Origin of the sequence: Synechococcus sp. RSCCF101, assembly GCF_008807075.1 — a bacterium.
Classification (GTDB): Bacteria; Cyanobacteriota; Cyanobacteriia; order PCC-6307; family Cyanobiaceae; genus RSCCF101.
This window is the reverse complement of the sequence record NZ_CP035632.1, coordinates 1,453,733-1,468,676: the sequence shown is the minus strand read 5'-3', so window position 1 is coordinate 1,468,676 and position 14,944 is coordinate 1,453,733. Positions and strand designations below refer to the sequence as shown.

The following is a 14,944-nucleotide window of genomic DNA, read 5'->3' as shown; positions in this document are numbered from 1 at the left end:
TATAGGTTGTAGATAGTTTCTTTCCCTCTCTGCGTGAGTCCGTAGTTACCCCATCAGGGGCTGCGAAAGCCAATGGCCCCGCCATAAGTGAGTACCTTCTCTCAGCGGGCCACGAAAGGCTATGGTCCCGTCAACAGGGCCGACACCCACAGCAGGGGCCACGAAAAGGCAATGGTCCCTCCAATAGAGTCGACACCCCCAGGACTACGTCTTGGTGATGGGTTCTCCTCTGAGCCCTCTGGAGCCCCCGTCTAAACTAGGCCCTTCACAAAACAATTCTGCGCCAGGCTTTCTCCGCGGGCTGGATTCCCCTGGAACCCCGTTTGAGCGATGGGGCCTCCTATAATCCTGACTTCTCAAACCCTGTTAGGACCTGAGTTGTTCCCAGGTTCGGGTAATGCGCTTTGAGAGGCGTGCTTGGGCCACCATCAGGGGTACACCTACGGCCAGGGGTCTACTGCTGCTAGGGGGTCATTCGCCGGGCTATCTCCAGGGCGACTTCGGCATCGATACGGAAGTTGTCATCATCTGGAGGCCATCGTGACAACAGTCGGAGGTACTTAATCCGCCTTCATCAGACAGAGCGGGGAACGCATAGGGGGCCCACCTAATAGCTATGGGTCTCTCTCTAAACGGTACACTTCAACAAAGCCAGTCGCCGTCTGGCTTTTGCCCAGATCTAAATCCCCCCCCGAGTCGTCTCTTGGCTGTCATGAGGGGTGTCCCCATGGCCAGGGCGTCTACCGCTGCCTCTGGCTCCTCCATGAACATGTAGAACATGACTAGGAACTCTTCGGCCTTGTGGGGTACCCTTGTTCCTGTGCTTGTGGTCGTTGAGGCCTCATCCTTCCTCAGCAGGTAGGCAAGTTGCTGGTGAGTACGCAGGTCATCACCATGCATGGTCCGCCATCTCACCATTTCCCCCTTGGAACGTAGTCAAAACGGGCTTCTCCGCTCGGTTTTCAAAACTGGAAGACCCCTCTGGTGGTGGTCGCGTGTGTTCATGCCTGAAGGGAATCACGGGGCTCTGGGGGGCATTGAGAGGCCGTAGAGGACAGGGCGGCATCGAGGAGTGCCTGGGATCGCGGACATACAGTCTTCGGTATCAGCATGTGGCTGTCCCTCTGTGGAGGTACGGCCATGGACGTCCACCCCGTCAACGATCGCAGGAGCTTCCGGCAGTTCAAGGCATGGCACCGTTCTCAGCTCACGAGGCGTCGTACTGCAGCCTGCGCGATGAGAACAGCCAACGAAAGGGCAAGTCGCGGCTGAGTTGCCGGTACATCACTCCTCGGTAGGTCTTGGTGTACTCATCCGGAGAGCCCTGTGACCAGGCCCTGGCAATGTCGGGGTTGTAGGCCACACCGCGATACGTCAAGAGGCCAGGTGAGAAGGAGGAGATGTGATTGATGGATCCCTGGCTGTGCCGTGCATAGGGGATGCCGCGATAGGTCAGCATGCTCATTGGTGCATTGGGTGTGAGTTGGGCGGAGAGAACCGTGTTCTTGGCTCCACTGCAGACACCCTCCTGGAAATGACGAGTCAGCACATCCTCCATTTGAAGGGTCTTTCCGGGGATCGCCCCGGCCATGAAGTGCCGTCGTGAACTTGGGTGCGGTTGAGGATCGGAGAACCGGACCGAGCGGGGTGGTCTCAGCACCTCTGCTGAGGAGTGTGTGACCAGACCTGAGCCTGCGAGGCTTCGGTGATGGCAACTCTGGGTTCGTTGCTGCTGGCCAAGCTGCTCCTGGCGTGAATTCAGCGGGCCTGGCCCAGAAGAGTCCAGTGAGAGCCCTGATTCGATCGACCCGGAGGGGCTGCCGGCAACACGCCGTGCCAGCGGCCAGTCGGGCAAGCCTCCCCAAGCCACTCAAAGGTTGGGGGGAGGGGCCATGCGCCGATGGCTATCCGCCCCTCCTGCGGAAGGCCACCAAAGGGGGATCGCGGACCTTCGCTGGCTTGGTCTAGCGAGACCCTTCCCGCGGATCTCATGACAGCGTTCATCCGAGACAAACTGAGACAACAGGCTCCCTGTTGGCTGGGTTCTGCTGAGCCCAGATCCCTCGACCAGCGCACGGCCCGGAGAAGAGGACCGGATGGGCTTCAGTCGCGGACACCTCTCGGGGGCCACCTGGACTGCGATGTGACTCCCGGAGTGTCGATCCAGCTCAGGCGAGACCATGCGTGCCGCATTGGCGTCGAGCCCCTACTGATCTAGCGGAGGTCAGGGCGGCAACCCATGGCGATGAATTGCAACTGGACTGTGACCCGACTTGCGTCTGCGTGCCTTTGAAGCAGCTCATCGTGGCGCTCCGGTATCAGCAGCGACAGATCCTTGCTCACCGGTTGCACTCTGAAGTGGCCATTGCGTTGTCTGGTGGAGCAGCACCCCTTCATTTGTAGGGTTCTGCCCTCGAATCCTTCAGATGAAGGATGAACGGTTCGGGCGGCAGGCAGATCATGACGTCAGGAGCCAAGGGAAGCGGCCTGCAACAGAGTCCTTCTGAGCAGGTCTGACATCACTACTCCTTCATTCCAAAACACAAGTGATGATCATGACCTTCACCAACATCGACCCCATCACCGGCTACAGCAGCGAGCATGCGCTGGAGACCGAACTGGCAAAGACCACACCAACCAATCCGAGCTTTGTTGACGGCTCCTCCGGATTAACAACACAGGGCAACACGCCATCACCCGCCATTGGCCTTAACAGCACATCAAGCGAGACATCGATGGCTTCAGAAGGCCAACATGGGGAACAGCCCCCGGAAGATCATGACGCAGGTGTCGAGAGTCCAACTACCGAAAAGGTGCTAGGCAGCACCAACGATCGCGTGCGTTCCTATGAGGAATCAACAGTAGTTGACGCTGGTGGCAAATACATTGCCGGAGATGAGTGGCTTAGGGTTGTCGACAAGCCTGGCAATCAAGCCAGCAGTCTCGTCCTGGCTCACACCGGAGCGAGGGTGGACATCGAGGGCAACCAGGATTCCATCATTCTTGTTCACAGCCTAGGCGATCAGGCGGTGGACGAGAAGCACGCGATGCTGATTAACGGTGGCGATGGATCCGATGTCATCGTCGGCTGGCAGGGAATGAGAAGCTCGGATTGGGAGCAGGCAACTCCTGAAACGGTATTCAGTTATGAGCCGAATGGAGATGGAATAAACAGGACCAGCGACATCATTAACGGAGGAGCCGGAGACGACTTGATCATGACCGGGGGAGGAAGTGATCTGGTCGACGGGGGTGATGGGAATGATGTGATCTGGATTAACTCCATGGGCAAGAACTCATACGAACACGGTGAGGAGGGGAAAGGAGATCACCACTTCGATCAGAATACGCTCAGCGGAGGTGAGGGCTCGGACACCTTTGTCGTCAGCACCTTCGCCCAGCAGATGCTCAGCTACGACTTTAGTCCCGGCTCATTTACTGAGCATCACAAGAAGAACGACTGGACAGAGACCTTTCGTGATATCGGCTTGAAGCTCGGCTCCAAGACGCCGGTTATTGGAGGGTTTATCGGCGCCATTGGTGACATCAGCCGTGCAATTAGCGGCTACACAAGTCCCACCTATGACCAGTTCGACTGGACGCCTCCCTCCCTCACCATCGACATCCCCGCACCGGAGAAGTCGCAGATCATCACCGACTTCAACCCTCTTGAGGACGTTCTGATCGTCGACCTGGTGCCCGAGAACGACACCCGTCTCAAGTTCGAGGCCAAGGACCCCCAGCAGGGCTTCGGGTTCTTGGTCAGCCAGCTCGACATGGCCACACCCCTGCTCGATGTGACCCTCAACCTCGATGAGGTGAAGGATCAGCTCGGCAACGCCTACGGCCCCCTCAGCGACGGCGACCTGAGCGAGGCACTGCTCGACTCCATCCATCGCAGCTATCTCTACCTCGATGGTGCCAACGATGCAGTGGCCACCGGCGCCGAGTTGAACACGGCACTCGCAACTGACCTCGACTGGCTCGGCAACAACCAGATGGCGGCCTTCGGGGCAGTCGGAACTCCCCTGCTGCAACAGTATGGCCAAGACGACGTCAATAACCTCACCGGTACCAATGGAAACGAAGTGATCGCCGGATTCTCCACAGGGTCCTGGCGGCCGGAAGCTCCCAGTAATTCCGACGTCGGCCTCTATGGCTTCGGGGGGACGACATCCTCATGGGCGGGAGCGGTAACAACCAGCTCCACGGAGGCGACGGCAATGACACCGCATTTTACAACTACGATCTAACCAACAATCCACGTGCTTTTGGAATAGAGGTAGACATGCTTCAGATCTACTCCACCTCATGGGAAAATCAAAACAACGGAACTTACTTCAACGTCTACCATGGGACCGTCGGCAATACCGCAGACGCCAGCACGCGAACAGATCATCTCTACAGCATTGAGAACATTACTGGAGGGATGCTTGATGATGTAATCCGGGGTGACGACTCCAACAACACCATCACCAGCGGAGGCGGTAATGACACCCTTGCTGGCCGCGGGGGAGCAGACACATTCGTTCTTACCGGAGGCCTCAATGTCATCGAGGACTACTCGTCAGCTGAAGGCGATGTGATCAAGATCAATGTCGACTCGTATAGCAACGCCAATGTGTCTGACTGGTATCGAACCCACGGCAGGAACACTGGAACCATGGATGTACGCTTCAAGACGGGCGACGACCAGGTGAAGGTTGCTGTCAAGCTAGAAGGAGTAACTAGTGACGATCCTCACTGGATTCAACTTGTTAATTCTGATGGCAAGGTTCTCAGGAACTTTGACTATCGCCACAACAGCTCCTCATTGGCTGATCCCCTGGATGAAGCCGATGACTTGAGCCCCAGCGCTCCCATCCTCCCGGATGATGGCCTCGGACCGGTTGATCCGATCACGGGAACAGCCGGCAACGATGTTCTGATGGGTACAGAGCAAGCCGACACCTTCCACTGGTCCGCAGGAGATGACGTCGTCTCGGGCTTCAGCTTCGAGCACGGTGACCTCTTCCACATCACGGCCGATACCAGCTACACGGTCCTCCAGTCCGGAGCCGATGCTCAGCTGGTCACTGATTTCGGCACCACCACCTTCACGGGGGTCTCCGCTGATCAGCTCGTGGAGGGACAGTCGGTCGTGATCGTCTGAGTACTCAGTCCGCCTTCAACTGCCTTCAGCCCCCGGGGCATCAGCCTGGGGGCTTTCTTATGCGCGGCTCAAGGACAGCTCAACGGGAACTTTCGTTGGAGTGCTCCACAAGCGTTGTGTCACGGACTTGAGCCCGACCGCAGAAAGGCCGGGCCGCCCAACCAGCGACCCGATCCAGTGCCGTGAGATCCCTTTCACGGGCAGCAGACATGCTGGCTGTAAGTCGTTCTGGAACCTGGATGCCCTGAGGGCTGGAAGCAGGATGCATCCTCCCGTAGCCCGCAGGTGTTGTCACCCACAAAGGCACTACGCCAGGCCGATCCCACTGCCTTCCTTCTGGAGCAGGTCGTAGACACGGTGCCGGTGGAGGAACCGGGATTGGCCCAGGGCTGATTCAAAGTGCGTCACAGGCAGTCTTGCCGTGGCTGACAGCATGGGTTGAGGTCGGTGGAATCGCCTCCTCCCTGTGCTCGACAGCGCTTTTGCCGCAACCGATCTCGACCTGATCAGCTTCCTTAAAGCGATCCCGGATGCGCGGATGCGTCGTGGGGTGCGTTTCCCCGCCTGGTATCTGCTGCTGGTGGCGGTGCTCGGGATCCTGAGCGGCTGCAAGAGCCTGCGGGACCTCGAGCGTTTTTCGATCCGTCACCACAGCGCGCTCACCGAGGCGCTGGGCGTGGAGCTGCGCCGGCCGCCATCGGATTCCTCGTTCCGCTATTTCTTCCATCAGGTGGACGTGGCCGAGCTGTGCGCGGCGATCCGTGACTGGACGATCGCCCAGATCCCCGGTGGTGCAGCGGATCTCGATCAGCTGGTGTGTGATGGCAAGACCCTGAGGGGTTCGATCGAGCCCACGGCCGGCGGGGGCTCCGCGTTCATTGCCCAGGTCACCCTGTACTCCGCGGCCCTCGGTGTGGCGATCAGTCAGGCCTGCTACGCCACTGGCGAAAACCATGAGCGGGCGGTCCTCCGGCAGCTGCTTGGCGAGCTGGATCTCGAGGGCGTGCTGATCCAGGCGGATGCCCTGCATACCCAGCGCCCGTTTTTCGGCAGCTCCAGGAGCAGGGGGCCGACTTCCTCTTGACGGTCAAAGCGAACCAGAAGACGCTGCACCGCCAGATCCGCAGCCAGTTCCAGGGCAAGCGCAAGATCCCATTCGCGGCAAGGCATCGCGAGGCCGGCCACGGCCGCGATATCACCTGGACGCTGCGCGCCAAGCAGGCTCCAGCGCACATCACTGAGGCCTGGATCGGCACCAGCTGGATCGTGGAGGTGACGGCCACCGGAACCCGCGACGGGAAGCCGTTCCAGGCCACCCACTTGTTTCTGAGCAGCCTGCGCACGACCCCAGAAGCGCTGCTGCGACTGGTGCGGGAGCGCTGGAGCATCGAGGGCTGGCATTGGATCCGGGACACCCAACTCCATGAGGATGCTCACCGTTACCGGGGCAACGGCGCTGGTGCCATCGCCACGCTGCGGACGGCAGCGATGAACCTGTTGAGGCTGTCGGGCTTTCAGTGGATCCGAGCCGGGATGCAGGCAGTGATGCACGACATCACGGCACTGCTGGCGATGGCGATGCGCCAGCCGAACCACGACCCTTGCTGAGACTTTGAATCAGCCCTGGGGATTGGCCGGACTGGCCGCCTCAACCGGGGGTGGTCTTCTGACCAATGCTCACGGGAGCGCACAGGGGCCAGAGAGCACTCCTCCTTTCAGATTGCGGACCTAGACAGTGGCCTTGTTGAGATCTTCGGCCCCAACGCTGCGGTGGCGATGCGGGCGGAGAGCCGGGATCAGAAGGGCAGCTGGCCCTCAAAGGCTGCTAAGTGCACACGGCTTATTCCTACCTGAGGTGGCCTTGGCATTGAGCCGGGCATGAGTGGCGGAAGTCAGCAGCAGACTTCTGCTTCAACCCACGAGGAGACAGCAATACCCGTACAACCTAGGGTCAGTAGAGAACCAGCTGCCGCTTTCATAAGTGGGATTGATTCTGTGTATTGCCTGTACTTTATCCCAGACTTCTTTCTAAACACAACTGGAACGTTAAGGACTGGCTAATCTCCACCGAGATCCCTGTGATGAACAGGCTTTTCAGATGCGCTGGTGGGATCAGAACCTCAATCCGAGGTACGTCAGGCATGTGAATGAGGCACTAGAACTGCACCACGTCCTATGCACTTCATCAAGTCAATGGCTAGGAATCTGGCGGACTCTGTTTTTACCAACCGTGCTGACGAGGCTCAGTCCAGCAGTGGTTGGCTCGTTTCAGCGGGTCAAACGGTCAATACCCGAGAAGGGAGTGACGAGATCACTGCCTCTGGCGCAATGGATGCTCTAACCGTGAGCGGTGTCCTCAATCTTGGTGGTGGCTCTGATGAGATTGTCGCCACCGGTACAAGCCGTGGAATTGTCAACGATGGCAGAATCTTTACCGGGGGTGGAGATGATGAGGTTACTGGTATCGGCCCTGACCAGGGCATATTCAATACTGGTGTGATTAACACTGGTAAAGGCGAGGATGAAGTTGAGGCTAGGGGAGGTTTTGGAGGTTCTGGGACCATCAACCTGGGCCAAGGTGATGATGATCTAATCGGATTCGGATCAGGCAGATTCATCGGCGGAAGTGGCGACGACGAGATCTCCTTTGGGCAAGGTGTCTATGTGATCAATGCCGAAGCCGGGACAATTGTCAGCAACGGGATCACCATGAGAGTTTCCCAGTTCGAGGAAGTTGGTGGGATCCAGTCTGGTGAGTTCGATTTTGCCAGCGGGACGCTGACTGTGAACGCTAATGGCATTGCTACTTTCGTCGCCGATTCCAGTGTCCTTCAGCCAGGACCCAGAGACTTGCTTAGTGTGTCATTTACCAACCGTGCTGACGAGGCTCAGTCCAACAGTGGTTGGCTCGTTTCAGCGGGTCAAACGGTCAATACCCGAGAAGGGAGTGACGAGATCACTGCCTCTGGCGCAATGGATGCTCTAACCGTGAGCGGTGTCCTCAATCTTGGTGGTGGCTCTGATGAGATTGTCGCCACCGGTACAAGCCGTGGAATTGTCAACGATGGCAGAATCTTTACCGGGGGTGGAGATGATGAGGTTACTGGTATCGGCCCTGACCAGGGCATATTCAATACTGGTGTGATTAACACTGGTAAAGGCGAGGATGAAGTTGAGGCTAGGGGAGGTTTTGGAGGTTCTGGGACCATCAACCTGGGCCAAGGTGATGATGATCTAATCGGATTCGGATCAGGCAGATTCATCGGCGGAAGTGGCGACGACGAGATCTCCTTTGGGCAAGGTGTCTATGTGATCAATGCCGAAGCCGGGACAATTGTCAGCAACGGGATCACCATGAGAGTTTCCCAGTTCGAGGAAGTTGGTGGGATCCAGTCTGGTGAGTTCGATTTTGCCAGCGGGACGCTGACTGTGAACGCTAATGGCATTGCTACTTTCGTCGCCGATTCCAGTGTCCTTCAGCCAGGACCCAGAGACTTGCTTAGTGTGTCATTTACCAACCGTGCTGACGAGGCTCAGTCCAACAGTGGTTGGCTCGTTTCAGCGGGTCAAACGGTCAATACCCGAGAAGGGAGTGACGAGATCACTGCCTCTGGCGCAATGGATGCTCTAACCGTGAGCGGTGTCCTCAATCTTGGTGGTGGCTCTGATGAGATTGTCGCCACCGGTACAAGCCGTGGAATTGTCAACGATGGCAGAATCTTTACCGGGGGTGGAGATGATGAGGTTACTGGTATCGGCCCTGACCAGGGCATATTCAATACTGGTGTGATTAACACTGGTAAAGGCGAGGATGAAGTTGAGGCTAGGGGAGGTTTTGGAGGTTCTGGGACCATCAACCTGGGCCAAGGTGATGATGATCTAATCGGATTCGGATCAGGCAGATTCATCGGCGGAAGTGGCGACGACGAGATCTCCTTTGGGCAAGGTGTCTATGTGATCAATGCCGAAGCCGGGACAATTGTCAGCAACGGGATCACCATGAGAGTTTCCCAGTTCGAGGAAGTTGGTGGGATCCAGTCTGGTGAGTTCGATTTTGCCAGCGGAACATTGACCGTTAATGCGAATGGTGTCGGCAGCTTTGATTCGCTGATTTGAGAGTCTGCTCGACATTATGCATGGGCTCAAGAGAGCCTTTGCAGAATGCTTGAGGGCAGAGCGGAAGGATCTTCCTGCCCTCAGGCTTCTCCAAGTAGGGCTTCCTGAGAAAGGCCGGAACAGCTGCGCCACAACGAGTCTGAGGAGCCTGTAGCAGTAAAGTGTTTGCCATTCGGCGCATTCCGGCCGAAAAGCTGCCTATGGTTTTCCACATGTACAGGCGTGAGCATCGTCATCAGCTCTCGTTTGAGGATTTCTTCCTGCCACGTGGCGGTAAGTCTTCTGGCGACAATCGCTGGATCAAGCTCGCCGAGCTGATTCCCTGGGATGACCATGATGCAAATCTGTCCAGTCCTAGCCAGTGATCACAGGACAACTCTCGCCTGGGCCGCTTGTTTCCCAGAGTCATCCTTATCCATCAGAGCTGACGACTCCTTGCCTATCACTGCCGCTCACCAGACAGAGGAGCTTTGCCTGCCCGGCCATCATCCACCGGCTCGACCAGGCCAGATCCGTAGCTCAAACCAGGGTTGAGCATTTCGACGATCATGATCTGGACGAGGAGTCAGAGGACTCCATGAGAGATCTGGCCATGGATCTTCGGAATGACCTTCATCTGGTGCAAGGGGTGATGGATGACCTCCTTGAAAACGACCTCCCGCTTCTGAAAGCACAGATGAGTGAGCAAGCTTGATCAGGAAGATCCCTGACAATGCGAACAGATGAGAGAAAACGACCCTGTTCAAGACCCAGCGGCCGCCAACGTCTTTCACTGGGTCTTCAACCCCAAAGACCACAATGTAGAGAGACACCCATGGAGCGAAGCGGAGTGGGTGTCTCCCAACAGACTCCAACTGACCACAACTGACCACAGCTGACCACAACTGACCTCAACTGATCTCAACTGATCTAAGCCAGTCTCCCTCCTCCCAAAATCGCCCTGTCCGTACAGGATTCTTCTTCTACAGACAGGGCAGTTTTAGACTGATGATGATGTAGGGCCCACCCTGAGCTGCTGTCTCAGAGCTGGTGATGGTGTGGGTCCATCATGAAGCCCTCTCAGTCAATGCCTCCTTCGATCACGACCTCAGCAGTTGGTCCAGCTGTGTCCCTTTATCTTCCAGTCTCTGGCCATCTTCTTGGAGACGACTCGCTTCTCAGCATCTCTCCAGATCTTGGGTGTCACTGATCTCTCAGTCAGCCGTTCTACCTCGACCCGGACGGATGCTCGCTTCCGGCTTGTTGCAGGTGGCAACGAGTGGAGGTGGTCTGCCAGGCATCGTGCCGTCAGTTCCGTCGTTGACATGGTGTCTACCAAGCTGATTGGTCTCAGGGTCTCGTAGTCCAGGATTCGGATGCCTGGGAAGGCTTCTTCGAGCAGCTCTAGGACGCCGTGTTGCTCCCGAGAGCTGAGTGCCACAAACCCGACCATTGGTTTGGCCTGAATGATGTCTGCAGCCTTCATCACTGACCGGCACATCCCTCTTGAAAGGGCCTGCTGGATGTCCGCAGCTGTCTGCGAGTTGAGGATCTCTCTGGTCGTGTAGTCAGCCACCTGCTTCTCCGGAGTCCGTGTCTGGGCCCGTGCCAGCGACGAGACCACTCGCTCGTCGTAGTGGTACGTCCCGAGCAAGACGACTGATGTGCAGTCTCGGTACTCGTTGGTGGCCTTGTGCTTCCCGTAGGTCGTGTAGTGGATGCCCTCTGTGCTGATCCCAGATGACTCCAGAGCCTGGTGGATGTGTCTTGTGTTCCTGCATCCGTCGGAGTCCTTGCCTGAGCCCCGGAAGGTCACGACAAGGCAGTCGCCTGCTGGTGAGTGATCCCGAATCTTTGGGATGACCTCCTTGGCCAGCCCTCTCCACTCAGGGGAGATCTCATCTCCTTCAAGGAAACGACTCTTCCCGGCAGCCCTCCGCATGACGTAGAGGGTCAGGTTGTCGTACCGCTTCAGCTGTTTGCCGTACTCCCTGATGAAGGGGCTTGGCTGCAGGCTGGGATCGAGCTGGATCAGCCGACTCGTCAACGCCGAGGCATCAGTCACCACTGCTCGGTCCAGTGCATCAGGCACCTCGACGACATGCTTCATCACCAGTTCCTCGGAGCTATCGGTTGCGTTGTTGGTCAGGAACCGAATCAACCCTGACTGGCCTGACCATTGTGCTAGTACCTTGGCGTGCTTCACGACGTCATCGCCGTACTTCTTCTTGCACTTCTCAGATGAGAGCACCTTCTCTACATCGTGCCTGTCCCTTCCTGATGGATACGCCTCCAGCTCGGGCACGCTGACCATTGTGGATGGCTTGGAGCTGTCCAAGGACGCTGCCTTGACCTTCGCGAGAAATGGGTCAAGGACCCGATCAACGAGCACATCCAGGCTTTCCAAAGGTAGCTGCCCATGCCTTTCTCGGAAGATCCGGAGCATTGAGAGACTGAGATGCGTTGCGCTTGTCGCAATGGCCTCCTCGTCCCAGCAGAGCAGCCGGACCTGGCCTCCGTAGAAGCAAAGATCACTGATCTGGCTCTCGGCGTTGGATCGCCTGTGATGGAGTGACGTTCCCTTCCTCCTGAGGAGACTCTGGGTGCAGAAGACGATGGGGTACTGGCTGAGAGCGTCGTAGCTCACGCGCTCCACCCTGGGCTGGAAGCCCTTGACCTCCGTCTTCGTGTGGTACAGGCCGATCTCAGGGACGACGGCTTCCCCCAGCTGATCCTGAAGGAAGAGGACATGGTCTTCCAGCTCGGTTACCTGATTGGAGCAGACCATGATTCCCCGGTCCTTGGGGATCTCGCCTGTCCTCCACCCCTTGATGGTCTCCAGCAGGAAGAATCTCAACGTTGTGGTCTTGCCCAGACCCGGCTGTGCTGCCCAGATCTCCCGGCTTGGGGTGTCCCCCAGGAGCTGGGTGGCGTAGGTGGTGGCCAGCCTTTCGATGAATGTCTCGTGGAGGGGAGCCAGCTCGTTCCATTGACGCAGGAAACGCTTGGTGGCGTCAGCCGTCAGACCCGCCAGTCCCTCGATGTCGGCTTTGATGTTCTTCATGGGAAATTGTTGTTGATGTTGATCTGAGTGTCTTCTTCCTTCTTTTCTATGGTTGCTTCTGCGAGACGATCACATCTGGAAGCAATCCCCTGCCAGCCTGAGGCGACCGCACCCCCTCTCATCACTCACGTTTCAAGGCAGCACAAGCCGTACCCCAGTTGTCTTCTGGGCTTCACCTCTCCCTGGGGCGACGCTTGCCGCTTACTTCAACATGCAGATCGCACGCTTCATTGCCTCGTGAGTTACTGTCCCGTAGACTCCTGTGCTGTTCTTGGGTGTGTGACCCAAGATGGCTCCGACAACTCGTTCATTCACGTCAGCATCTCGCAGCTGAGTCGCTACGGAGTCTCGCAGTGCCTTGGGGCTGATGCCAATCTTTCTCTGCCAAGGCCTGTTGGCTCCCCAGCGGCCCGTGCGTTCATCCTCTGCCCAAGGGAAGAGAAATGTCTCACCTTCTGCTCCGCCAAGGAGCATCTCAAGCTGAACCATGAGGCTGGGATGGATCGGAATCTCGCGCTCTCGGTATCCAGTCTTCAAGGGTCGTCTGGAGTGAGAGGCGAAATGAATGACACTCTCGTCCAGGCTGATGTCCTTGGCTCGTAGCCCCGCAGCCTCTGACACGTGAGAACCAGTCCAGCGCATGATCCAGTAGAGGAGTTGTTCTCTCTTCGGCAAACGGCCCACCTTCCTGTCAATCGCCTGGACGTCGAAGGGCTCCTTGCGGACTCGTTCCGCGCGAATCCTCTTGGATAGGCCGCTGAAGACGTTTGAGGTGACCCACCCCTCCTCAACCATCAGGTTCCACAGGCCGCTCAGGTAATTGAGCCTTGTCTTTGCGGTCCCTCCAGAGACCGTGTCGAGCAGGTGATCCCTGTATTTCTGCGCGTCAGGCCTCTCAAGTGACGTTGGGAGCGTCTTCCCGCAGCATTTCAGCAAGGCGTCAAGGTGCCTCCGCCACTCCCCAACGGTCGTTCTGGCTGGCTTCTTCAGCCTTGTGACCAGCTCCAGCAGCTCTTCGGTGGTTCTGCCCACCACACCTTCTTGATCGCCTTTCAGGCGCCCTTGGAGCCGCCTCCAGAGCCTGTACTGCTCCTCCTCCGGCAAGCGTGGCCACAGCTCATCAGGGCCCAGCTCCTCAAACCCACAGACGTCAACGCCCTCTGCCTTTGCTTCCTCCTTGTCTGCCGCTGCGGCTGAGAGCAAGGCCTGAGGGGTCCTCCAGCCCCACAGAGTGTCGATTTGCTCTTGCTCGGAGAGCGTCAGCTCCCCTCTGGCCACGGCGATCTCTCGTTCGGTCTCTGCGAGGAGCAGGGCTGCTTGCTGTCTTGCTTCCTGAGGCGTGTTGCCCGCCTTCCGCTTCCAGAGCTTTCTCCCCAGAGCTGCCTGTACATCCGCTGGCACGGACCTCTGGAAGTAGAACCCGTGCCGGCCAGGCCTTGTCGTGAGGTAGGTCGTGCGATGGCTTCCGGATCCCTTGGATCGCCTCCTCCTGTTTGGCTCTGTCTGGCCCATTGCTAGTACCAGTTGCTAGTACCAACGCTAGGCCCAAACTGCAGATGGGGCCTTGATCTCAGGCTCTGACTGCTGCTTCAGCGGTAGTTCTCGAACTGAAGCGGCACCTCCAGCTCCTCGGCCTTGAGCAGGGTGATGACCTGCTGTAGGTCGTTCTTGCTCTTGCTGGTGACACGCAGGCTCTCGCCCTGGATGGCAACGGTGACCTTCTTGACGTTGTCTCGCACGGTCTTGCTCAGCTTCTTGGCCAGCTCCTGGCTCAGGCCGCGGCGGAGTTTCACCTGCTGGCGCAGGCGGTTGCCGCCGACGCTCTCGGGCGTCTGAAAATCGAAGATCTTCAGCGACAGATTGCGCTTGGTCGCCTTCTGGCGCAGCACATCGGTCACGGCCTGAAGGGTCATCTCGCTGGCCGTGGTGATGGTCAGCTCGTTCTCCTGGAGGTCCAGTTCGCTGGCGGAATCCTTGAGGTCGTAGCGCTGGCCCACTTCACGGCGCACCTGATCCACGGCATTGACCAGCTCCTGCCGGTCGAAATCCGAGACCACATCAAAGGAGAAGCTGTCAGCCATGGAGGAGTGGAGCGCCCGCGCAGATCACTCTCCAGCCTAGAAAAGGACGCTTCAGCCCAATCCCTGCGGCTTCACCGCTTTCGAAGCGACCCCTCCGATGACGTCTGACCTGCTGCACTCGCCCACGGCGCCCTATGCCCTCTCCCTGATGCTGAGCGCTGCCGTGGTGCTGGTGGCTCTTGTGCCCCTCGGTGCGGCCCGCTCCAGGGCCGACTTTCAGATCGAGGATCTGGGGGCCCCCCGTGCCATGTTCGAGCGCCTGCCGATGTGGGGCAAGCGGGCCAGCTGGGCCCAGCAGAACGGTTTTGAAGCCTTCGGGCTCCATGCTCCGGCCTGCCTGCTGATGCTCGTGGCAAGCCTGCATTCCCCGGCGCAGGCCGGGATCACCACCGTCGCCGCGGCCCTGTTGCATCCACTGCTGAGGCTGCTCTATCTGGCCGCCTACGTGGCCGGGCTGGCCCCCGTGCGCAGCCTCTGCTGGGCGGCCGCTCTGCTCTGCAGCCTGATCCTGTATAGGAGCGGCCTGCGCGGGCTGCTCTGAACCGGAGCGGG

General features: G+C 58.3%; 11 protein-coding genes. 6 read left to right on the top strand and 5 right to left on the bottom strand.

Translation table 11 applies throughout. The annotated features are described in order from the left end of the window. Positions 1 to 1,207: 1,207 nt before the first annotated feature. Positions 1,208 to 1,591 carry a DUF4278 domain-containing protein gene (locus EVJ50_RS07085; RefSeq protein ID WP_150883177.1) on the bottom strand — a complete coding sequence of 128 codons (384 nt, stop codon included), beginning with the start codon at positions 1,589 to 1,591 and terminating at the stop codon, positions 1,208 to 1,210. 964 nt (positions 1,592 to 2,555) lie between these two features. Between EVJ50_RS07085 and EVJ50_RS07080 the strand changes: the two genes are divergently transcribed. The 5 genes from EVJ50_RS07080 (at position 2,556) to EVJ50_RS07060 (ending at position 9,268) form a co-directional block, all read left to right on the top strand. Next, a complete protein-coding gene (locus EVJ50_RS07080; protein WP_150883176.1) occupies positions 2,556 to 4,253 on the top strand; it encodes a hypothetical protein in 1,698 nt (565 codons plus the stop codon). After that, positions 4,181 to 5,152 carry a hypothetical protein gene (locus EVJ50_RS07075; RefSeq protein ID WP_150883175.1) on the top strand — a complete coding sequence of 324 codons (972 nt, stop codon included), beginning with the start codon at positions 4,181 to 4,183 and terminating at the stop codon, positions 5,150 to 5,152. Before EVJ50_RS07080 ends, EVJ50_RS07075 begins: the two co-directional genes overlap by 73 nt. 466 nt (positions 5,153 to 5,618) lie before the next feature. Continuing rightward, positions 5,619 to 6,236, top strand: a complete 618-nt coding sequence (locus tag EVJ50_RS15210) for an ISAs1 family transposase (RefSeq protein ID WP_150883174.1) — start codon at positions 5,619 to 5,621, stop codon at positions 6,234 to 6,236. Next, positions 6,233 to 6,760 carry an ISAs1 family transposase gene (locus EVJ50_RS15205; RefSeq protein ID WP_150883173.1) on the top strand — a complete coding sequence of 176 codons (528 nt, stop codon included), beginning with the start codon at positions 6,233 to 6,235 and terminating at the stop codon, positions 6,758 to 6,760. The genes EVJ50_RS15210 and EVJ50_RS15205 overlap by 4 nt, the downstream gene beginning before the upstream one ends. Before the next feature lie 567 nt (positions 6,761 to 7,327). Further along, positions 7,328 to 9,268 (top strand): hypothetical protein, encoded by a 1,941-nt coding sequence (locus EVJ50_RS07060; protein ID WP_150883172.1) that lies wholly within the window; start codon positions 7,328 to 7,330, stop codon positions 9,266 to 9,268. Positions 9,269 to 9,348: 80 nt separating this feature from the next. On the opposite strand, the gene EVJ50_RS07055 is transcribed toward EVJ50_RS07060, so the two are convergent. The 4 genes from EVJ50_RS07055 to EVJ50_RS07040 form a co-directional block, all read right to left on the bottom strand. Continuing rightward, positions 9,349 to 9,603, bottom strand: a complete 255-nt coding sequence (locus EVJ50_RS07055) for a hypothetical protein (RefSeq protein WP_150883171.1) — start codon at positions 9,601 to 9,603, stop codon at positions 9,349 to 9,351. Positions 9,604 to 10,355: 752 nt separating this feature from the next. Then, complete coding sequence (locus EVJ50_RS07050; RefSeq protein WP_150883170.1) at positions 10,356 to 12,311, bottom strand: hypothetical protein; 1,956 nt, start codon at positions 12,309 to 12,311, stop codon at positions 10,356 to 10,358. Between the two features lie 201 nt (positions 12,312 to 12,512). After that, complete coding sequence (locus EVJ50_RS07045) at positions 12,513 to 13,823, bottom strand: tyrosine-type recombinase/integrase (protein WP_150883169.1); 1,311 nt, start codon at positions 13,821 to 13,823, stop codon at positions 12,513 to 12,515. Positions 13,824 to 13,900: 77 nt separating this feature from the next. Beyond that, positions 13,901 to 14,392 (bottom strand): YajQ family cyclic di-GMP-binding protein, encoded by a 492-nt coding sequence (locus EVJ50_RS07040; RefSeq protein ID WP_150883168.1) that lies wholly within the window; start codon positions 14,390 to 14,392, stop codon positions 13,901 to 13,903. Positions 14,393 to 14,489: 97 nt separating this feature from the next. On the opposite strand from EVJ50_RS07040, the gene EVJ50_RS07035 reads away from it, so the two are divergent. Then, entirely contained in the window at positions 14,490 to 14,933 is a 444-nt protein-coding gene (locus EVJ50_RS07035; protein ID WP_150883167.1) for an MAPEG family protein, read from the top strand. The last annotated feature ends 11 nt before the right edge of the window (positions 14,934 to 14,944 follow it).